The following is a 21,826-nucleotide window of genomic DNA, read 5'->3' as shown; positions in this document are numbered from 1 at the left end:
TATGGCATTCATTCAATTTTCCAAAGTATCACTTTCATTTGGTAACAGGGACATTCTTAAGGATGTCTCTGTAAATCTTGCAACAGGAACAAAGGCTGCCCTTACCGGAGCCAATGGTGCAGGAAAATCTACCCTTATTAAAATTATGGCCGGTCTTGTTGAACCGGATTCAGGTCAGCGCATTGCACAGAAAGATGCCCGCCTTGCTTACTTACCTCAGAGCGGACTTGTTCACTCTGGTTCTACATTAAAGGAAGAAGCAGACAAGGCTTTTTTATGGGGATATGACTTACAGAAAAAAATCGACAGTCTTGGTGAACAGATGGCCCAGTCTCCTGACAACAGCCGTCTTGCAGAAGAACACTCTGCCCTTCTTCAGAAGCTGGAAGAAAGCGGCTGGTACAGAAGGGAAGCTTTAGCAGAACAGGTTCTTTTAGGTCTTGGATTTTCCAGGGAAGACTTTGGCAGACAGACTCAGGAATTTTCCGGCGGATGGCAGATGAGAATTGCCCTTGCCAAGTGCCTTATGAGTGGTCCTGATATTCTTCTTTTAGACGAACCTACCAACTATCTTGATATAGAAGCCCGCAACTGGCTTGAAAAATTCCTTTCGGAATTTAAGGGCGGCTTTCTTCTTGTAAGTCACGACAGATATTTTCTTGATCACACTATTAATGAAGTTTATGAACTTTTTGGTGGAGACCTTAAGCGTTATCCTGGTAACTTCAGTCACTACGAAGAAGTAAGGGAAGTTGAATTAAACACCCTCATTGCGGAATACGAAAAGCAGCAGGCAGAGATTCAGCACCTGCAGGAATTTATAAACAGGTTTGGTGCAAAGGCTACAAAAGCTGCTCAGGCTCAGGAAAGACAAAAGATGCTGGACAAGCTTCTTGAAAAAGAAATTGTCATTCCAGAAAACCTTAAGAAAATTCATTTTTCATTTCCACAGGCTCCTCACTCAGGACAGCTTGTTCTTACATTAAAAGGTATCTGCAAAAATTACGGCGCCGGTGACATTCTCCACGACCTTGATCTTGTAGTAGAAAAAAATGAACGCCTTGTTGTATGCGGAAGAAACGGTGAAGGTAAATCTACACTTTTAAGAATTCTCTGTGGAGAAGACAAGGATTTTACCGGAGAAATAAAAACCGGCTCAGGTGTTGCAATAGGATACTTCAGCCAGGACAGTGCAGAAAAAATTTCCGGCAGTCAGACAATTCTTGATTATATGGAAAGCCGCTGTCCTCTGGAACTTATTCCAAAAATCCGAGACATGCTTGGTGCCTTTCTCTTTAGGGGTGACGATGTTTACAAAAGCATCAACGTTCTTTCCGGTGGAGAAAAAAGCCGCATTGCCCTTCTGGAACTTTTACTCAGGCCTGTTAACCTTCTTATTCTTGATGAACCTACAAACCATCTGGATATGCATTCAAAGGATGTTCTTCTTGATGCCCTTAAGTGTTTTGGCGGAACAGTTGTATTTGTAAGCCATGACCGAGGATTTATCGAAGACCTGTCTACAAAAGTTCTGGAACTTAAAGCTGGTAAATACCGTCTCTTCCCTGGTGACTACAAGTACTACATGGAACGAATAGAAGCAGAAGAAAACGGAATTGAAGTAAATCCTCAAAGCCCTGCCCCAGCAGGTAAAACTTCTGCCCCAGAAATTTCTCAGACTCCTGTAAGCGAAACAAAAAGAAGCTGGGAAGAACAGAAAAAACTGGAAGCTCAAAAAAGGAAAGCTGAAAAAGAACTTGAAAAAATTGAAAACCAGATTATGGAACTTGAAGAAAAAAAATCTCAGTTAGAAAATCAGCTTGCAAGTCCTGAAGTTTATTCCAACGGAGAAAAAGCAAAGGCTGTTCAAAAAGAAATTACTCAGTTATCAGAAGAAATAGATCAGCTTACTCAAAAATGGGAAAGCCTGGCTTAAATTTCCAATACACTTTGTAAAATTCCGGCAAAATTATTTTCAATATCCTCTTTTTTTCTTTTCTATTCAATAAAAGAATGGCATAATGGAAGATACGCCTCTAAGCAATTTTATGCTGAAAGGCTAAAAATTATAGGGAGAGAGCATGAAAAAACGTCATTCATCTTTGCAAAGCTGCCTGCTGTTTTTCCTGCCTTTAGTTATGACCACCCTTACACCATCCTGTTCACTTCTGGATGGCAACAGTAAAACAGGGCGATACTCCATAAAAGGATGCATAACTCTTAAAGGATCAGACAGCACACTTCCTCTTGAGGGAGTAAAAATCACTGTAGAAGGACTTTCTTCTGTAAGTGCAACTACTTCATCAGACGGAAGCTACACTTTAAACGGACTTGGAAAAGGTTCTGTTTCCTTAAAGGCAAAAAAATCCGGCTATACCATAATTCCGGATTACGAAAATGCTTCTGAAATTTCTTCAGGAAGTACCATCAACGTAGCTAAGGCTGCAACATCAGGAACAGTCCTGAATGCAAACTTTGTAGCAGTAGAAGGAGATTCCCTTACTATTTCTGACATTCAGGGATCTTCACTTGAAAGCCCGATGAAAGGCCAGACTGTCTACGGAATTACTGGTGTTGTTACAATGATCTGCCGCAGGGCACCTCACTTTAAATACGACACAACTGACTACGACGGAGAAACAATTCCTCAGTGGCTCAGCTACGATGGTTTCTTCCTTGAAGCACTTCCTGAAGACAAGGATCTTACAGGAACAAAATCAAATGGTATTTTTGTAAACACTCATGATGATGCCTACGACGATACAGAAGAGACTCACTGGAAGTCAGGAATTCCTACAGACCTTGAGGCAGGAGATGTTGTTGTTGTAAGCGGTGTTGTAGAAGAAACCCGTACCCTTGACCGCTACGGTTCTTCTGAAGGAACACTTACCCGTACAGAAATCAATGCAGAAACTGTTGCCCACAAGACTTCGTCTTCTGTAAATGTAACAGCTCCTTATCCAGACGGAGTTCTTCTTACTTACTCTTCTGCAAATGCAGAAAGCTGGACTTCAGGGCATACAGATGACGGCTACAGGGAAGCCAGGGTTCTTACTGCAGACAGTAATGCTGAAGCACCAATGAAGGATGCCATCAGTGTTCTTGAAACAGTAGAAAGCATGGTTATCAGAATTGATGATCCTCTTGTAATCGGAGCAACCTATTACAACCTTACATCTGTTCTTGCAGACGGAGGACTTACTCCTGACAATACAAATGCCATTAACGGATATCCACGCACCTTTAATGAAAACTGGCAGGGTAACGTTATCTGGGAAAATGCAGATACAGGAGTTCAGGACTTTAACGAAGAAGTTCTTTTTGTAGACTATCAGGCTGTTGACTGGACAACCTTCTATGCAATTCCTCAAATTGGTGACTACCTTGTTGATTCAACTTCTGCAAGAGTATTCCGTGGTGTAATGGACTACACTGTAGACGGCCTTTACATGGCACACCCGCTCAATAATACTGCAGCTTGTTATGTACAAAGTTCTTCAAATGCACAAACATCTGTAACTCCTTATTACACAAGAAGCGACAATGAAACAATTGAAAGTGTAACTGGAGAAACAATTCCTAACCAGAAGTGGAATTTTGACATAACTGATTCCTGGTACTACAAGGCAAATGCTTCAATTGCAGCAGAAATTTCTGGAAGCGGAGTTTCAACATCAAAATCTGTTTCAACTACTAATTCGGTTCCATGGAGGACAGGATCAAAAGCAGCTTCCTTTGATGCTAATGAACTGTTTACTCCAAAATGGACCAGTGAGTCTTCCACTACAAAAGGAAACACAAACCTTAACAGCCTTACTGTAGCTGCATTTAATATAGAAAATTATGAAGCACAGGGTTCATCAAACAGCAAGCAGGAAAATGTTGCTCTCGTCATAAAAAACAATCTTCTTTATCCGGATGTACTTGTTATTGTTGAAATGGGTGATGATACTTCAACTACAATTCATTATGACAATCAGGATAATTCCTGGGCAGAAAAAGACGGTGTCGTTACTGCAGTAAGAAACTTCTCCGGAATCATTGACGTAATAAAGAAAACCTACGGTGGACCGCAATACGACTTTATGTGCGTTGATCCCCACGAACAGGACTCAGGCGGAAAACCTGGCGTTAATATCCGCGTAGGAATCATGTACAATACTGAACGCGTAACAGCAAAGCACAGCGGACTTCCATCAAACGATTACTTTAATACTCACGGAGGCAGCCTGGACACCAACGGAAACCGCGACTATTCTACCTGCACAACAATACTTGATGAAAGTGAATGGCCGGTACAGACGTCAAATCACCACGCTCAGGGCTGGGCCCTTGCAGAAGCAGAAGCAGGAGTATACAAAGGAACAGACGGAAATCCTCACCTTACACAAAGCCCGTGCTACATTCATTCAAGCTACTTTAACAACAGCCGCCGTCCTATAATCGGAGAGTTTGTAATAAACAACGCAGACGGTACTCCATCTGACCAGAACTTCTTTGTTGTAGGATGCCACCTCGGTTCAAAACGCGGAGACTTCCCTCTGTACGGAAACATCCAGCCGCCGCTCCTTCTCAGTGAAGTTAAACGTGACGGACAGGCAAGAACCGTTTATGACTTTGTAAACTCAATTCTCGGAATTGATGAAAATACAAAAGTTATTGTCGGCGGAGACATGAATGACTTTGCCTATTCAACACCTCAGCGCATTCTTAAAGGCGAAATCGGTAATCAGATAATGTGGAGCATTGTAGAAGAAACAATGCCTTACGTTGAACAATTCTCATATACATTCCAGGGCAACCTGCAGGAAATTGACCACATCTTTGTAACAAAAGCTCTGTGGGACAAAGTAGGTTTCTCCCTTGCTGACAAAACAGACAAGAGCGATGAAACATGGAAAGATTACTGTTTTATTCCCCATATCAATTCAATGTTTACGCGCAATAACCACGTAAATCTTTCTGACCATGATCCTGACTTAATCAGAATCCCGGATGTATTTACTATAGAATAAAGAGGTGAAGCAATGAAAAAAATAAACAGATTATTTGCTGCACTTCTTTTATGTGCAGTACCGGCTGTAATGATTTCATGTTCTGACGAAGATGAATACACTCAGGCCCGCATCACGGAATTTTCATTTCTTAAATCTGCTAATTCTGATGTACTGACCAGCACACTTACAGGCTCTATAAATGATGAAACTAAAACAATTACTGTTACCGTTCCGTCTGATTTATACGAGAGTTCTGCAAACCGTAAAACTCTGACACCGAAGATTTCTGTATCAGGAGGAGCACAGTGCATTACAAATACTAAAGATTTCTCATCAAATCCGACACTGCTCACAGTTTCTTCAAAAGATGAAAACGTTACGTATTCTGTAATATTAAGAAAAAAAGGTTCTCAGATAACAAAAAAATCCGGGGCACTTCTTTTTACTGAGTATTACAATGCATCAACTTTCAGCTACAAGTCTTCAAACAATCAGTTCCTGGAGATTTCAAATATGTCTGATTATGAACTTGATTTATCAGACGTTTATTTAAATCGTCACGTATGGCTTGACGGTGTACGCCGCTCAGACTTAGATCAGAGTGTTTCACTTGAAGGCATAACACTTAATGCCGGACAGGCACTGGTTATCTACAGTCAGAGATGTTCCTGGTTAACTTCTTCAACTGCATCGGGACTTTTTATAAGCGATGCAGCCCTTAACGGAATAATTTCTTTCAGCGGACAGGACGGCTTTACCCTCACCTGCAACGGAAACGTTATCGATGCCCTCGGTCCTGAAAATGGAGAAGGAAACGGACTAAGCTGGGGAGTTGCAAAACAGATGCAGAGAAAATCAACTGTAGCTGTATACACTTCTTACAAAGACAGCGAATGGCTTACAACTTCTTCAACAGAATCAAAAAATGATGTACTCAATACGGCAGGTTATAAAGAACTGAGAACAAATACGACAACGTATAAAACAGCAGGTTCTACAACCCTTACCTATTTTAACTTTGAAGATTCAGATGATTTCTTTAAAACAACAATAGGAACGGGATCTATAACCGTCAACTTTTACTCTAATGATTCAAGTCTCGTACAGACTCCGGTCATAAGTTCAGACGGAGGAAACATCCGTCTTTTAACAAGTGGAAAATCAACTGAAAAGAAAGTTACATCAGGCGAAACTGCAATTGATCTTTCTGCTTCCTTAAATGATGACACAGGAAAGCTTACCCTTCGTGTATACGACAGTGGAGCTACTACCTATGCAGACTATAAAATCAAAACCATAATTACTCCGTATAACATGAACTCTATTGTAGCAGGAAACTATATCGAGACAGATTCAATATCTGATAATGATGTAGTACTTATTGTTCAGAAAGCTAATAAAGTAATTATGGGTTCAACCAATAATTCAGGTGTATTGAGCTGTGTATCACTTGTTGATGAACCTATTCCGTACGAAAGCGGAATGGCAGCAGTATGTGTAACAATAGATAATGAAGGTTACTATACATTCACCTTCAACAACAAGTTCCTTACAAGTAAATCAACAGGCTCCGGACTTACGTTTGAAAGCTCTCCTAGTGACTACTCTCTCTGGTCACTGGAAAAACAGTCTAACGGAACTTACGTAATCAACAATAAAGCTGCCGTAAACGGTTCCAGAGTTCAGGCCCTTGAATACTACCCGGAAAAATTCACAACCTACGGAACCGGTACCGGTGATGCATTTGAATTTACATTCTATAAAAAATAAAAGGAAGGCAGGATAAAATATGAAAAAAACAAGATTAGCAATTTTTGCCGCAGGTGCACTGCTTGCACTTCCGGCTGCAGCACAGGAAAGCAGTACAGCGCTTCATCCTGAATTTTCAGCAGACGTTACATTCTCATCAGGACTGTTCAACATTGACAAAAACGAAACAGTTTCAGAAATTCCTGGTCTTTCCAGTGAATACAATGCAGACCTTGATGTAACAATCAAAGGCGGATTCAGCAAAGCCAGCGAATGGTCTGTAGAAAAAGAAGACGGTATTGAAGACCGTTCCGGAATCGGATATGAAGTAGGTCTTGGCATTGACCTTAACCTTCTTAACGATGCAATCAACGGAACTTCAAGTTATTCAGAAACCAGTAATACAAACCATTACTCCCTCATCCAGCCGATGATTGACTGGTACGAAGCAAACTGGAAAAAATACGGACTTCCTTCACCGGCAGCCCTTGGATTTACAGACGGAACCCCATGGCCTGCAACAGCATACGGCTCATCAACAGGCCGCTATCAGTTCATCAAGGGATCAACTGTCGAAAATGCTAAAGATGTTATCTGGGATTCAACAAAATGGGCAGATGCAGAAGCTCTTTATCAGGATCTTAAATACACAATCTCATCTGCAATTGACCAGGTTGAGTATTCTTCTTTAGGAACCTCTGATGTAAATCAAATTGACTATCAGACATACAGCGACAGCCTCAAAAAAGCTGCTCAGCTTAAAATGAAAGCAAAGAAAGAATTTTCAAAAGTTGCAAAAGGTTCAGGCTCTTCAGCAGAAGCTCTTGATGCAGTTTCTTCAGCTTACATTAAAGTAACAAACATTGGCGGCGTAGCAGATACTAGAATTGATTTCCTTGGCAAACGCCTTACTGTAGGACAGAACATTACTTCATATCTTGCAGGACAGACAGAAGGGGGAGCTGCCGTAGATGTATCCCTTAAGCAGGGACTTATTAAAGGACTTCAGGCAAACTTTGCAGCAGGTCTTGCAGGCGGAGAAAAACAGACTGCAGAAAACTATGACACAATGGCCCTTGATTATTATGAAGGTCTTGAAGGAGAACTTGCATTTAAGGCTGGCGTTCGCTACAACCTGTTCCTGGAAGCATTAAGTGCAAATGTTTTTGCAGGAATCGACGGAATCTACAGCGATGCCCTGGTTTCTAACAAAAACTTTGCAGTAGACGCATTTGCATCATTCGAAAGAGCAGGATTTGTTTCTTTTGATGCATCTGTTGAAGGAATGTTCCTTAACTATAAAGACCGCGATGTAGAAGATGATGACTACCAGAGCGCATGGTCCTTTGCAGCAAAAGCCGCAGCCCGTGCCTTCGGATTAAAACTCTCTGCAGAAGGACAGCTTAAGAGCGCCTACTTCAGCCACGAAACCTACAATACAACAGAAGACCGTTTTTACGGATACACAGTTGACTCTGACTATTACATTGCAAACCTTAAGTCAGCAGCAATTGCAAAAGCAAAGCTTGAATTCAACCCGCAGTACTTTATCGCTTACGACATTGTAAACCTTACAGCCGGTGCAGAAGCATTCATGTATGATTCAAAAGTAAACGGCATTGGATTTGAAGCAGGAGTTAGTGTTCCTCTTGAAGACGTAACAAGCATTCCTGTTACTCTCTTTGGAAAAGCTCATTACTACAAGAATTCAGAACTTACCGAATGGGATGACTATGCAAATCTTCCTGAACAAGAATTCATGGATTTTACACAGCTTCGTGCCGGAGTAACCTTTACACCTGTTAAACAGCTTGAAATCTCTGCCGAATATGTAACATCCCCTTCATATTCACGTTACAACGATGAACGCATCTCAAGCTTCACCCTCAACGGAAGAATCAAACTGGACTAAAACACGGACTAAGGAGAAACTAAATGAAAAAGATAATTACATTTTTTACAGCTGCACTCCTGAGCATGGGTGTGTTCGCTCAGAAAATTCCTTCATACGGAACAACAAACTCTGCATCGCAGTTTCTTGAAAACGGAAAATCAAAGTATGTCAGCATCTTTGCAGTAAACGATATTCACGGAACGATTGAAGAAGACCTTGCCGGAAAAAATCCTGGCGGAGCAAAACTCAGCGAAGTAATAAAAGAACTTCAGCTCGCAAACCCGGAAAGCATTTTTGTCACAGCCGGAGATAACTATCAGGGAAGTGCCCTTTCTAACCTCAGTCAGGGAAAAATCATGAGCGATTTTTTCAAGAAGGTCGGAGTAGTTACAAGTACAATCGGCAACCATGAATTTGACTGGGGAGACCAGATGTTCCAGCAGTGGGAAAAAGACGGCGGCTTTAATTTTATCGCCTGCAATCTCATTGATAAAAGAACCGGTAAAATTCCTGAATGGTGCAAAGAATACGAACTCTGCTATGTAGGCGGACATCTTATCTGCATCATCGGTGCAGCAACAAAAGATACTGTCTTTACAGCCAGCAAAAAAAGAATTGAAAACTATGAATTCCTCGATCCTGCTGAATGCATCCGCAAAGTTCTCCGCAAGGTAGAAGCCAGCTATGATCCTGAAGCTGTCATTGTTCTCAGTCACATCGGAAGTCACGAAAACCGTCTTACAAAAACTCCAGTTTCTGCAAGCAATGATGTTTCTGACAAATTTGAACTCGAAGATGTTGCAAAACTCAAAGGAGTGGATGCAATCATAACCGGTCACAGCCACGAATATGTAAACGGCACACTCAACGGAAAACCTGTTGTTCAGGCTTATAACTACGGTCGTGCAATCAGCCAGATTAAACTTACCTTTACAAAAAATGGTCTTAAGAGTGCAAAAGGAAACGTAATCGAAGTTTTCAAATATAAGGATTCAATTACGGAAGATCCTGAAATACTTTCTCTCATTGCAGATTACAAAGCAAAATATGGAGCAGCGCTGGGAGAAAAAATCTGTCTTGTAGAAAATGAACTGAGCCATGAAGAAACTGTTCCGAATGTAACGCCTCTTGGTTATACAATTGCTTCTGCAATGAAGGCTGCCTACAAAACAGACTTTGCCGTTACAAACGGCGGCGGACTCCGCAAGACTGTAAAAGCCGGAACACTTACAGTAAATGACATGTGGGAACTCATTCCTTTTGATAATACAGGTGTTGTTCTTACTCTTAAAGGAAAAGACCTTAAGAAAATTGTTGACCACGGAATTAACAGCGTAGGATTCCGTGCAGGACAGTTTGCAGGCGGAAAAGTTTACTACACTTCAAGAATGCCGGAAGGTTCCCGTGTAACAAGAATTGTTCTTGATGACGGACGCACTGTACAGGATAACGAAACATATACTTGTGTTGTAAATGACTTTATGGCAGAAGGCGGTGATAAATACACCGTTATCTCTGAAGGTATTAAAGCAGGCTCAATTTCTGCAAACAACACATACATTCCTTTCCGTGACGCTGTAATTGACCAGCTCAAAAACTGGGGAACAGTACGCAAAAGCTGGAGCGAAATTCCTCAGGTACTCATTGCTGAATAATTTTATTCCTTAATTCACTTTGAATTACATGCAGCAGGAAAATATTATTTTAATATTTTCCTGCTTTTTTTCTTACTTTTACAATTACTTTTCTTTTTTTTAATCTTAAATTAACTTTTAAATTTTATTATTCAATCATAATCCTTGTAAGAATTTTATTGCAATTCTCACAACAAGGTATATAATTGATACTCCGCCCCTATTTGCGGGCAAATAAATATAAAAAAAGGGGGATGTGTAATGAAAATTAACACAAAAGGACTTTTCAAAGCATTAGCGCTTGCAGCAGCCTCAGTTTTTACATTGAGTGCATGTAGCGGAGGAAGTTCTGGCTCATCAGTTCATATTGAACCTGTTGTATTCAGCGTTGAATCTGGTGATATACCAGAAAATGATTATGTAACTCTTTCCTGTGATACAGAAGATGTTACAATCGGATGGTCTTACGATGAATTTACAGAAGATGACTGGCAGCTGGTAAACTTAAATGAATCAACCCGCATCCAGATAACAGCAAGCTGCAGTATTTATGCAATTGCATATGATGATAACAATAATCATTCCAGCATAACTTCTGCAACCTACACTGCCATTCCTGTACCTGTAAAACCTGTATTTACTACTAGTGCAGCAGCAGATACAAACGGTAAATATGCAAAGGGAACGACAGTTACAATTACTTCAACATCATCTGTTGTTGACGATGAAATTACAATCTACTACACGACAAACGGTGTTGAACTTACAAAAGCAAATGCCGAATCAAGCGGAACTGTTTACGAAGCAGGCACTGTCATTACACTTGACAACATTACGACAATCAGCGCAATCGCTAAGAATGCAAACGGCTGGTCTCCTGTTAATACTCAGACTTTTGACATTCCTGTTGCATATGCAGAAGGTGCCTTTGACTTTGACGGTCACATTCAAGAAGCTGTAGATGCAATTTTAAGTGAAACAACATTTAATCTTACATTAAGCGGATACGTTACAAGCGCTGCTAATAAAGTATCCAAAGGAAAACCTTATATCTACATTCAGGATAAAGATGCCGGAATCCAGGTATATGGAATTCCAGATAGCTCTTCATTTGCAGTCGGAGATTACGTAACAGTAGAAAGCGTTACTGCAGGAGAAATCTACAACACAAGCGGAAGCGTTGAAGTAACAGCATTCGGAACAATTACAGCTGATGCTTCTAGAGTTACCCGTGTAATCTACTTTAAAAAGATCCCGAGCTACACCTGTGACTTTACGGAATACTATGGTCACGGAATGCTTCTCCATGGTTTCAGAGGAACAACAAGTGAACATACAACATCTCCAGATTACATTTATACATATTCAAGTGCAAAAACAGATGAAGAAAAAATAAATATTGGTCCGGTCGTAAAGGCAGGCGGAGAAATTCAGTTTACGCTCTGGAGCCAGCTTGACACAGATGATACTATTCTTACAGTTGATACACCTGAGGTTGAAAATGTACAGTATGCAATCGAAGGAGATACTGTAAGCGGATACTACCCTTCTACATCTAAATTCTATCCGGCAGAAAGTACAGTTACACTTTCATGTGCCACAGATAATGTAGATATTTATTATTCTACAGAAAAATTTACTGTTAGCGAATTTGATAAAACTAACACAGAAAAGTTTACACAGGGAACAACCATTACTCTTACAGAAGGTGAAGATTTAACTGTTTATGCAATCGCTGTTAACTCAGAAGGAAAAACTTCTCCTGCCGTAAAGATGGCTCAGTACCTGACACCATTTGACACAACTTTCGTTGAACTTTCTGAAAGCAGTAACTACGGCTTTGACGGAAACCTTGCCAGCTGTGTATCAGGTTCAATTGATGCTGACACCACATACTCAGGTGTAATCGTTGCATTCAATGGAACTAAAGACAATCAGTTCCTTATTCAGGACAAAAATGCAGGTGTTTACATGTACAACACATCTTTACCAGCAAATGCCCGCGTAGGTTCAAAAATAAGCTTCAAGCCTTCTTCATCAACAACCTATAACGGTCTTTTTGAAGTTACAGCAACAGATGTAACTATAGACGATGCAAGATACTCTGATGAAATTTACTACATAAACCTTACAGGCTCTTCAGACTTTAAGACAGATTCCGGAGATAAGATGCAGTTATGTGCTGTAGTCGGCTATGTAAGCGACTATACAAGTTCTACTGCTTCAATTTATCCGTCTTATTCTGATAAAGAAATGACCTGCTTTGGCTATGCATATGAATATACAAAGAGCAATACCTATCAGCTTGTGCGCCTCGTTACTTTTGACGAAGCTAAAATTGCTTACCCGACAGATTACGTTGCAAATCCTAGATTCAGCACCAGCGGTGTAGTTGCATCAAATACAGCAATTTCCTTCTCATGCATTTACCCGACAAGCGGAGTTGAATACTGGTATCAGTTCATTGCAGAAACAGATACAGAAACTGCTGCCATGACAAAAGCAACTTACGAGACTGCCGGAACACAGTATGTTGAAGGTACTTCAGTTCCTTCAATTACAGAAGCCGGAACCCTTTATGCAATTGCAGTAAATGGAGAATACACTTCTGAGGTTGTAAGTGCATCTTACACTATTGATAACAGGCCAACGGAGACAATAGACTTTACAGCGGTTTCTGATTTACCAACTGCGACAACCTATTCGACATTAACATGGAATAAAACTGCAACACAAGGCGTAGGTACTAACACAGGCTCAAATGCACCTGCATATAACTCAAATAGTCAAGAGGCTAGACTGTATAGATATAACTCATTAATAATTGCATCCTCAACAAAGACTATTGCAAGCGTAACATTAACATTTACATCAAGTTCTAATGCAGGAAGCGATTTCACTTCATATCCTGGCACCTACGAATTATCAGAAAATATAGGAACTTGGACAGGTTCTGCAAATTCAATCGAATTTGTAAACACAGGAACAAGTAATGTTAAAGCTTTTATAAAATCCATCACAATCACCTACACTGAATAATTCATAAAACAATAAAAGGGTACACTTCAAAAATGCACCCTTTTATTAAGTGAATTAACCTGAAGGTATTTTTAAGACTGATTCCTTAATTGCTAAGGAGTCAGTCTTTTTTTTATTGCAGTTGTTTTTTCTTGCAAATCCATGATATGGGTATATAATTTTAAACCCGATTATTTTAAATTTACATTACAGGAGTTTTATCATGAAAAAGATATTCAGTATTTTATCATCAATACTCATTTTGATTTCATTCTCCACATTAACTTCATGCAGCGACAAAGAATCTGATAAAGTAGAAATCGGAGCCATCACCTTTACTCCGGAAGCAGGAGTTGTTATGGCTGATGATACAATCACTTTCTCCTGTGAAACAGAAGGTGTTACTTTTTATTATGTATTCGATAACGTAAGGATCAGTGCAGAAAACTTTCCAAAATATGAAGGAAGAACAAACGGAACAACCAAAGCTGATTCCTGTATCATAGACAAAAACCATACCGTATATGTCGTTGCACAGGATGCTGCCGGTAACCTTTCTAAAAGATATTCAGCAAGCTATTCAATTTCTGGAACAGAAAACACTGCCCTTTATTTTGGCAACCCGAGCAATGCAACTACAGATTCCAATGCCACAGACTATCTTACCAACTACCTTCTTGAAGAAGCCACTTACACCGTTTCCTTCAATAACGAGACTCACAATCCAAACTGGGTTGGATGGCACCTGTGTTCTACCGATTTAGGAAGCGGACGCTATGACGGAGATTTCATGCAGAACCCGAAACTTCCTGACGAGTTTTACAAAGTAAGACACAGCGATTACACAAACGGTAACTTTGACAGAGGTCACATGTGTCCTAATGCTGACAGAAACAGTAACGATGAAGATTCAAAGGGCACATTCTATACAACAAACATAGTTCCACAGACAGCCAACAATAATCAGAAAGTCTGGGCAACATTAGAAAACTACGAAAGAACCCTTGTTTCCAGTGGTGCAAATGAAGCTTATATTTTCTCAGGCCCATATTATGACGACGAATTAAAAGCAACCGATAAAAACGGAGAAGAAGTTACATACCTTTCCGGCAAAACAACTCCTACAGACGGGACATACATAAAAGTTCCAACTTCAACATGGAAAATCATCATAGCCTTTGAAAGCGGAGAAGAAGACCGCACCCGCATTACGACAGAAGACACCACTGTAATTGCAGTACAAATTCCAAACAGACATAACGTAGGTTCTGACTGGAAGTCATACACCTGTACCATCGATGAAATTGAAACTCTTACCGGCTACGACTTCTTTGCAGCTCTTCCTGATGACGTAGAAGATGCTCTCGAAGCAACACTCTATTCAGAATAATAAGGAATCATACCATGAAAAAATCAGTGAATCAGAAGGTATTTTTATTTTTTTCTCTTTCACTGATTTTTATAACCGGCTTTTATTCCTGCTCACAGAATTCTCCTGATTCAAAAAAACAGAATACGGAAACCGGTCAAGAAGAAAATACAGCCCTTTACATGGGCAATCCGTCTTCTGCGGAACAGAATCCTGCACAGGAAGACAACTATCTTGTTATAAAAAATACCTTCGCATTAAGTTATAACAATTCCACCCGCAATCCTAACTGGGTAAGCTGGCACCTGTGCTCCTCAGACATGGGAAGTTCCGGAAGAAGCGATGCAGATTCTTTTCACGAAGAAGAAAACATTCCTGACACATTCAATAAAAACACGGCCTCTTCCTACAAAGGCTCAGGCTATGACCGGGGACATATGTGCCCTTCAGCAGACAGAACTTCTGATTCAGATACAAACTACGAAACCTTTACCATGGCAAACATGCTTCCCCAGACAAATCAGAATAACGGAGGAACATGGGCAAGCCTTGAAAGCTACTGCCGCAATCTTGCTTCTGACGGAAAAGAACTTTATATAATTGCAGGACCCCTGGGCTGTGGTGCACAAAACCGCTACGGAACATACAGGGAAACCTGGAATCAAATTACAATACCAGCTTATACATGGAAGGTAATTCTGATTCTTGATGAAGGACAAAATGATCTTTCAAGGGTTACTGCCACTACAAGAAGTATTGCCGTAAAGATTCCCAACTCCCCTTCCTGCCTTGATGATACCTGGGACAATTACAGGGTAAGCATAGATTCTCTTGAAGAAGAATGCGGACTGGATTTTTTTTCTGCAATACCTGACGATATAGAAAATATAATTGAAGCCGCCATTGACGATAAAGACATCGATAGCAATGACCTTTACAGCGTCTACTATCCTATGCCTGTTAAATTTTACATAAATGGAAGTGAAGTTACCGATTGTGCAGAAATTACAGGAGAGACAGAAATCACCCTTGTTACATATCCTCAAAATAACTGGGTGCGCATTTATTATTCCCTTGAAGAATTTGCTCTGTCTTCAGATTCCTATTCTTATATTCCGGATCTTATTGAAGAACAAATTGAAGCAGGGCTGGATATAAAAACAGCTTCAAATGGTGATACCATAACAATAGATTCTGCTGCAAGCCTATGGGCTTTATCCGGCTATGATAAATCTTCCTCTTATACTCAAATTACAAGCCTGGCTCTGACCCTGGCTGAATAAAAAAAATAAAAAAAATTCAAATTTTTCCTCAAATTTTTGGTGATTTTTGTTAATCAGTGAAAATATATATATGTAAACAAATTAAAAAAATAAGAGGATTAATTATGAACGAACTTTTTAAAAACATTCTTACCGGAGATGCAGCAAAACCTCAGGTAAGGGAACTTGCCCTTGCCAACGGTCTGTCTTTTCCTTCCGATGAAGAACTCCTTATGCTCATTCTTGGTAAGGGTATTAAAAACTGTCCTGTAGACAAACTGGCTTCCAGGGTACTTGCTGTAATTAACGGATCCAATGACGAAGACCTTTTTCAGAATCTTGTTGCAATTACAGGCATAGGTCAGACCAGGGCCCTTATGATTTCTGCCGTAATGGAATTTGGTAAAAGAAGATACCGCCACCTTAAGCATGTAATCAATAAGTCTGCAGATCTGGTTCAATACCTGCACCACTACTCCCTGGAGCCTGTAGAGCACTTTATTACTGTTACCTTAAACGGCAGCAAGGAAATCATGAGTATAAGAAACATTACCACCGGCACCATAGACAGAACCATAGTTCATTCAAGGGAGGTATTTGCCAGCGCTGTTGCTGAACATGCATCTGCCATTATCTGCTGCCACAACCACCCTGCAGGAATATGCCGGCCAAGTAAGGCAGATTATCAGTCTACAAGAATTCTTATGGAAGCTTCCCTGGTGCTGGGAATAAAATTTCTGGACCACATAATAATTTCAAGAGACGGATACTTCAGCTTTATGGAAAACAACCTGCTGGAAGATATCAAACTGGATATAGAATAAGCAAAGCAGATGATTTAATTTAAGAATTAAGGTAATATTAAAGTATGCGTGTAAAAAGAATATTATTATCAATGTTAGTTTTTTCGGCTGCTTTCATGTCTTTTACCCAGACTGCAAGCAAAGTTAAGCCTCTGGTTCTTGAAAACCAGACATCCCCTGACTGTTACGTAAAAGTTGATACAAACGTTTACGGAGCCTCAGTTTATATTGACGGTAAATATGAAGGCACCACACCTTTGTATTCAAAAAAAGTTTCCAAGGGTCACCACACCCTCAGGATTACAAAAACTCACTATGCCACAAAGGAACTTTCTTTTTATGTAAGGGAAGGAGAAACAAAAAGCTTCGTTCTTGATCTGGAAAACATTTCTGCCTGGCTTACAATAAATACAAACCCTTCCGATGCAAAGGTTTATGTAGACAATGACCTGGTTACTTCTTCAAGAGTAGAAATTGATGAAGGAAATCACACTGTCAAAGTAAGCAAATTCGGTTATGACAGCAGCATCAGCTCTTTCTATATTTCAAGAAAGCAGACTAAAAATCTGGATATTACATTAAAGAAAGCAATATTCAACATTATCTCCATATCTTCTTCAAGAAAGGCCTTTAATCCAGACAACAAGGGAGACATGGGTTCTACCCTTATTGAATTTGAAGTAAACGCTCCGGAAAATGGAACCCTTCAGATTGCAGACAGCGAAGGTAATGTTTATGTAAGCGAAGATTATTCATTTACCCAGAGCAATTACAGCTACAGATGGGACGGCAGTGACGGAGAAGGTTATATTGCCTATGACGGAACTTATACAGCCACCCTTACTGCCGGAGGTAAATCAGCTTCCTGCAAATTCAAGATTGATTCTTCTATTTCTTACCACGCCCTTACAATGACAAGCCAGGGAACAGGTATGGGCTCTTCTGCCCTTCCACTTCCACTGCCTGATACAACATTAATTGCAGGAATTTCTTCAGGTGCATATTTCCACGGTCCTGTTACAGAATCAGATGATACTTTCTATTCTGTTCCACTGAATGGTTTTCTGGCCTTTGCTACTCCAAACGTAGAGGTAGGCTTTAACTTTAACGCCTGGTTTAAGAAAAATGCAGCTATGGGATGCGGTCTTACAGTTAAACTTCAGAACCAGACAGAAGTTGCAGAAGGCACAAGCTTTAATTACGGATTGAATTTCAGATGGGCAGCTTCCAACTATCCTGTACTTGAACCATTCGGTGCAGATTCAGGCAACGGACTTGGAGCAGGAATTATGGCAGGTTTTGATATTGACGGCCTTTATATCGGTGCAAATTCTACCTATATCTTCTACCCTGTTTCCCTTGGTGGTCCTAAAGGAACTGACTGGGACAATGCAGATGAAGGTATCTGGAAAAACGGAATTACCCTTACAAAGAACATGCGTGATTACGAAGCAGCCATTTACGCAAATCTTATCAGCAGCTTTGGTACCTACAGCACTGAATACGAAGATTCCAACGGTAACCTCTACAGAATTTCAGAAAAAATTGAAGACTGGCAGAGAGCCTGGGACGCAGGTTTTGCTTTTAACGCTTATCTTGGAAGCAGCAACCACACCCTTAACTTTAATGCCGGTGTCATTCTCTATCCTGAAGAAGAAGAATCTTACGTATATGCAAAGCTTGGCTTAACTTTCTTATTTCTCTAAAATAGACGAATAAGGAGTATTAAAAAATGAAACTGTATTCAGGGAAACAGGTATTACTTACAGGACTTTTATGTGCAGCAGCAGGTGCAGGACTGGTATTTTATTTATTCAGACAGTCTGCAGCTGACGATAAAAATACGGGAATAAATGCAAAGGCAGAAGATTACCTTTCTTCTGATGCAGCTTTTCCTATAACTGATGCAGTTTCACAGTTTACATCTAATGACAGCAGCGGATATACAAAAGATGAACTTCAGAACATTCAGGTTTACGAAAAATGTAATGAAGCTGTTGTCAACATTACTACCCAGACTATGGGTTACAACTGGTTCTACGAACCTGTAATCACTTCCAGCGGTTCAGGTTCAGGCTCCATTATTGATGTAAGGGGCTATGTGGTAACCAACTATCATGTAATTAAAAATGCTTCTACAATAACAATTTCCCTTGCTGACGGAACATCCTACGATGGAAGAATCATCGGTCAGGATAAAGAAAGCGACATTGCCGTTTTAAAATTTGATCCTCCGGAAAACATGGAATTAAGGACAATCAACTTTGGAGAAAACTCAGGCCTTAAAGTAGGACAGAAGGTTATTGCCATCGGAAATCCTTTTGCCTTAGAAAGAACCATGACTACCGGAATAATTTCTGGTCTTGGCCGCCCTATTCAGGAAGACGATGTTATTATCAGAAACATGATTCAAACTGATGCTGCAATCAATCCTGGTAATTCAGGAGGACCTCTTTTAGACAGTTCCGGCAATATGATCGGCATCAACACCATGATTTATTCCTCCAGCGGCAGTTCCAGCGGTGTAGGTTTTGCAGTTCCTGTAAGCACAGCAAAAAGAGTTGTTAACGACCTTATAAAATACGGCAAGGTTAACCGTGGTACAATCAAAGTAAGCCTTGTTCAGAATACCAGCAGAATCGCTTCCTATTCAAAGTCAAAGATTTCTACAGGAATGATTGTAAGCCAGGTTTCCAAAAACAGTCAGGCAGAAAAATGCGGACTTAAAGGCGGTGACCAGGCAATTAAATACGGTAATGCCTTTAACTACCAGACGATTTATCTTGGCGGAGACATAATTACTGCCATTAACAATATTACTGTTTCTACACTTGCCGACTACTACAGCGCCTTAGAAGACAAAAGTCCGGGAGACCAGGTTAAAGTTACAGTCTGGCGTGACGGTAAATACCAGGTTCTTGATATATTACTGGAAGAATAAAAAAATACAAAAAATCTTAAAATAATCTCCCCTTTTTGATAGAAAATGTCATTCATGCTATAATAGAAGTCTGAATTTTCTAAGGGGGAAAAATTGAAAGACACAATTTTGTACAAAATTTTTACGGCAGCCCTTATCTTAGTTAACCTTTCTTTTTTTACAGGCTGTGACAAAAAAAACAATAAGCTTAAACATCAGATTACCCTTGTAATGGCAGAAGTAAATTCGGAAGATTCCATTTGCGGTCAGATGGATTACGTCTTTAAGCAGAAGGTAGAAGAATTATCCCAAAACGAAATAATCATTAACATTAAATACGACGGAGTTTTAGGCAACGAGCAGAAGGTCATTAACTTTTTAATGACAAAGGACAGCTTTATTCACCTGGCAAGGGTTGGGGCAAACCTGTCTGACTATGGAGCAGACAAATCCGGTCTTTTATCCATTCCATACACCTTTAGCAGCAGGGAAGGCTTCTGGAATTTTGCAGACTCCCCTGTTGCCCAGCTTTTACTAAACGAATCCTATGATAAAGGACTGGGAATAAAAGGACTCTTTTACGCAGAAGAAGGATTCAGAAACTTTATTTCTACAGTTCCCCTTTATTCACCTCAATCCCTTAAAGGAAAAAACATGAGGGTTTCTGGAAAATCCCTTACAAATCTATCTGCAGCCTTTGAAACAAAAGCCGTACAGGTAAGTTTCAGCAGAATGGCTAAAGCCTTTTCTTCCGGAGAAATCCAGATTGCAGAACAGCCCCTTACAAACTATTACTCCAATGATTTATATATTTCCGCCCCCTACGTAATTCTGGACAAGCATTTAATAGGAGCAGTTCAGACAATTATTTCTGCTTCCTGCTGGGATTCCCTGTCACAAAAAGAGCAGGACATTCTTATGGAAGCTGGAAAATACGCCCAGGAATACTGCCGTCACCTTGATAAGGATATGGAAAGCATGACTCTGGAAAAACTTAAGGAAAAGGGTGTAGTTGTTACTCAGGTAAAAAATCCAGACCAGTGGAAAGATAAATGCAGCAATCTGATTAAGGAAGCTTCCTCAGGTCACCCTGAGCTTTACAAGCTTATCCTTGAGTATCAGAAATAAAACCTTTATAATCATTGGCCTATAGGAGAATACAATTATGCAGGGTTACATTCACCAGCTGGAAAGTTTTGGCTGTGCAGACGGACCAGGATCACGTTTTATCATTTTCTTTGCAGGCTGCCCTTTAAGATGCAAGTTCTGTCATAACCCGGATACCTGGGACATAAAAAAAGGAAAGCTTTATGACACAGACCAGCTTATTAAAGAAGCCCTTTCATGCAAATCATACTGGGGCAAAAAAGGCGGTATTACAGTAAGTGGTGGAGAACCTCTTTTTCAGATTGATTTTCTTCTTGAACTTTTTACAAAAGCAAAAGAAAAGGGAATCAATACCTGTATAGATACCAGTGGCGGCTGCTTTACACAAGAAGGAGAATGGTTTGAAAAATTCCAGAAGCTTATGGAAGTAACAGATATTCTTCTTATGGACATTAAGCATGTAGACGAAGAAGAGCATATTAAGCTTACAGGACACACCGGCAAAAACATCCGTCAGATGTTCCTCTACCTTGATAAAATCAATAAGCCTATATGGATTCGTCAGGTATTAACCCCTGGTATTACAGATTCAGAAGAATACCTTACAAAAACCCGTGACTTTATCCGCACCCTTCACAATGTTAAGCGTGTAGAAGTTCTTCCATATCACGGCCTTGGAATTATGAAGTATAAGGAGCTGGGAATTGAATATCCCCTTAAAGACACCCCTTCTCCAACAGAAGAAAGCGTTGCTCAGGCAAAGAAAATCCTTGAGTGCGATTCCTACACTGAATGGAAAAACTAAGTTTTAGGGCTTAACTCTTAAAGCTTAAATGCCAATACAAAAACAAAGCCCTCAAAAGCAAAAGTAATCAGCTTCTGCCTTTGAGGGCTTTTTTATAAAACAAATTTCTGTCTTAAAAACTATTTTCTGGCCTTAGAAGACCACTTCTGAAGTCCCTTAATCTGAAGGGCTGTACTCTTAGGTGCAGGTCCTCCAGTAACAGTTCTGTTATTCATACATTCCCTTGGAGAAATCTTGTCGTAGATATCTTCTTCTATAAGTGGGGAAC

At 40.1% G+C, this 21,826-nt stretch carries 13 protein-coding genes; all 13 read left to right on the top strand.

Annotation, left to right across the window (positions count from 1 at the left end; all coding sequences use genetic code 11):
* The first annotated feature begins 1 nt into the window (after window position 1).
* The 13 genes from K6D58_RS05585 (at window position 2) to pflA (ending at window position 21,558) form a co-directional block, all read left to right on the top strand.
* Window positions 2-1,936 (top strand): ABC-F family ATP-binding cassette domain-containing protein, encoded by a 1,935-nt coding sequence (locus tag K6D58_RS05585; protein ID WP_296828477.1) that lies wholly within the window; start codon window positions 2-4, stop codon window positions 1,934-1,936.
* Window positions 1,937-2,081: 145 nt separating this feature from the next.
* On the top strand, window positions 2,082-5,015 hold the full coding sequence (locus K6D58_RS05580; protein ID WP_296828475.1) for a hypothetical protein: 2,934 nt from the start codon (window positions 2,082-2,084) through the stop codon (window positions 5,013-5,015).
* Window positions 5,016-5,027: 12 nt separating this feature from the next.
* Window positions 5,028-6,767, top strand: a complete 1,740-nt coding sequence (locus K6D58_RS05575; RefSeq protein WP_296828474.1) for a lamin tail domain-containing protein — start codon at window positions 5,028-5,030, stop codon at window positions 6,765-6,767.
* Window positions 6,768-6,786: 19 nt separating this feature from the next.
* A complete protein-coding gene (locus K6D58_RS05570) occupies window positions 6,787-8,658 on the top strand; it encodes a hypothetical protein (protein WP_296828472.1) in 1,872 nt (623 codons plus the stop codon).
* Between the two features lie 23 nt (window positions 8,659-8,681).
* Complete coding sequence (locus tag K6D58_RS05565) at window positions 8,682-10,295, top strand: bifunctional metallophosphatase/5'-nucleotidase (protein ID WP_296828470.1); 1,614 nt, start codon at window positions 8,682-8,684, stop codon at window positions 10,293-10,295.
* A 240-nt stretch (window positions 10,296-10,535) separates the two neighbouring features.
* Entirely contained in the window at window positions 10,536-13,313 is a 2,778-nt protein-coding gene (locus K6D58_RS05560) for a chitobiase/beta-hexosaminidase C-terminal domain-containing protein (RefSeq protein WP_296828468.1), read from the top strand.
* A 202-nt stretch (window positions 13,314-13,515) separates the two neighbouring features.
* The gene (locus K6D58_RS05555) at window positions 13,516-14,682 is read left to right on the top strand and encodes a DNA/RNA non-specific endonuclease (RefSeq protein ID WP_296828466.1); all 1,167 of its coding nucleotides are present in this window, start codon (window positions 13,516-13,518) and stop codon (window positions 14,680-14,682) included.
* Between the two features lie 14 nt (window positions 14,683-14,696).
* On the top strand, window positions 14,697-15,944 hold the full coding sequence (locus K6D58_RS05550) for a DNA/RNA non-specific endonuclease (protein ID WP_296828464.1): 1,248 nt from the start codon (window positions 14,697-14,699) through the stop codon (window positions 15,942-15,944).
* Window positions 15,945-16,048: 104 nt separating this feature from the next.
* The gene (locus K6D58_RS05545) at window positions 16,049-16,747 is read left to right on the top strand and encodes a JAB domain-containing protein (RefSeq protein ID WP_296828462.1); all 699 of its coding nucleotides are present in this window, start codon (window positions 16,049-16,051) and stop codon (window positions 16,745-16,747) included.
* Between the two features lie 71 nt (window positions 16,748-16,818).
* Window positions 16,819-18,432: a PEGA domain-containing protein gene (locus K6D58_RS05540; protein WP_296828460.1), complete on the top strand. Its 1,614-nt coding sequence runs from the start codon at window positions 16,819-16,821 to the stop codon at window positions 18,430-18,432.
* A gap of 26 nt (window positions 18,433-18,458) precedes the next feature.
* Window positions 18,459-19,667 carry a S1C family serine protease gene (locus K6D58_RS05535; RefSeq protein ID WP_296828458.1) on the top strand — a complete coding sequence of 403 codons (1,209 nt, stop codon included), beginning with the start codon at window positions 18,459-18,461 and terminating at the stop codon, window positions 19,665-19,667.
* 93 nt (window positions 19,668-19,760) lie between these two features.
* The gene (locus K6D58_RS05530; protein WP_296828456.1) at window positions 19,761-20,774 is read left to right on the top strand and encodes a TRAP transporter substrate-binding protein; all 1,014 of its coding nucleotides are present in this window, start codon (window positions 19,761-19,763) and stop codon (window positions 20,772-20,774) included.
* A 37-nt stretch (window positions 20,775-20,811) separates the two neighbouring features.
* Complete coding sequence (gene pflA, locus K6D58_RS05525; RefSeq protein ID WP_296828454.1) at window positions 20,812-21,558, top strand: pyruvate formate-lyase-activating protein; 747 nt, start codon at window positions 20,812-20,814, stop codon at window positions 21,556-21,558.
* Window positions 21,559-21,826: the final 268 nt, after the last annotated feature.

This window comes from Treponema sp. (assembly GCF_024696245.1).
Taxonomy (GTDB): Bacteria; Spirochaetota; Spirochaetia; order Treponematales; family Treponemataceae; genus Treponema_D.
The sequence above is the reverse complement of the archived record's forward strand: the minus strand, read 5'-3'. Positions and strand labels throughout refer to the sequence as shown.

What these genes read in the sequence shown, in the direction of transcription:
- pflA (WP_296828454.1), top strand. Translation starts at nt 20,812, where the DNA reads ATGCAGGGTTACATTCACCAGCTGGAAAGTTTTGGCTGTGCAGACGGA.
- K6D58_RS05585 (WP_296828477.1), top strand. Translation starts at nt 2, where the DNA reads ATGGCATTCATTCAATTTTCCAAAGTATCACTTTCATTTGGTAACAGG.
- K6D58_RS05540 (WP_296828460.1), top strand. Translation starts at nt 16,819, where the DNA reads ATGTTAGTTTTTTCGGCTGCTTTCATGTCTTTTACCCAGACTGCAAGC.
- K6D58_RS05575 (WP_296828474.1), top strand. Translation starts at nt 5,028, where the DNA reads ATGAAAAAAATAAACAGATTATTTGCTGCACTTCTTTTATGTGCAGTA.
- K6D58_RS05535 (WP_296828458.1), top strand. Translation starts at nt 18,459, where the DNA reads ATGAAACTGTATTCAGGGAAACAGGTATTACTTACAGGACTTTTATGT.
- K6D58_RS05555 (WP_296828466.1), top strand. Translation starts at nt 13,516, where the DNA reads ATGAAAAAGATATTCAGTATTTTATCATCAATACTCATTTTGATTTCA.
- K6D58_RS05570 (WP_296828472.1), top strand. Translation starts at nt 6,787, where the DNA reads ATGAAAAAAACAAGATTAGCAATTTTTGCCGCAGGTGCACTGCTTGCA.
- K6D58_RS05580 (WP_296828475.1), top strand. Translation starts at nt 2,082, where the DNA reads ATGAAAAAACGTCATTCATCTTTGCAAAGCTGCCTGCTGTTTTTCCTG.
- K6D58_RS05560 (WP_296828468.1), top strand. Translation starts at nt 10,536, where the DNA reads ATGAAAATTAACACAAAAGGACTTTTCAAAGCATTAGCGCTTGCAGCA.
- K6D58_RS05550 (WP_296828464.1), top strand. Translation starts at nt 14,697, where the DNA reads ATGAAAAAATCAGTGAATCAGAAGGTATTTTTATTTTTTTCTCTTTCA.
- K6D58_RS05545 (WP_296828462.1), top strand. Translation starts at nt 16,049, where the DNA reads ATGAACGAACTTTTTAAAAACATTCTTACCGGAGATGCAGCAAAACCT.
- K6D58_RS05565 (WP_296828470.1), top strand. Translation starts at nt 8,682, where the DNA reads ATGAAAAAGATAATTACATTTTTTACAGCTGCACTCCTGAGCATGGGT.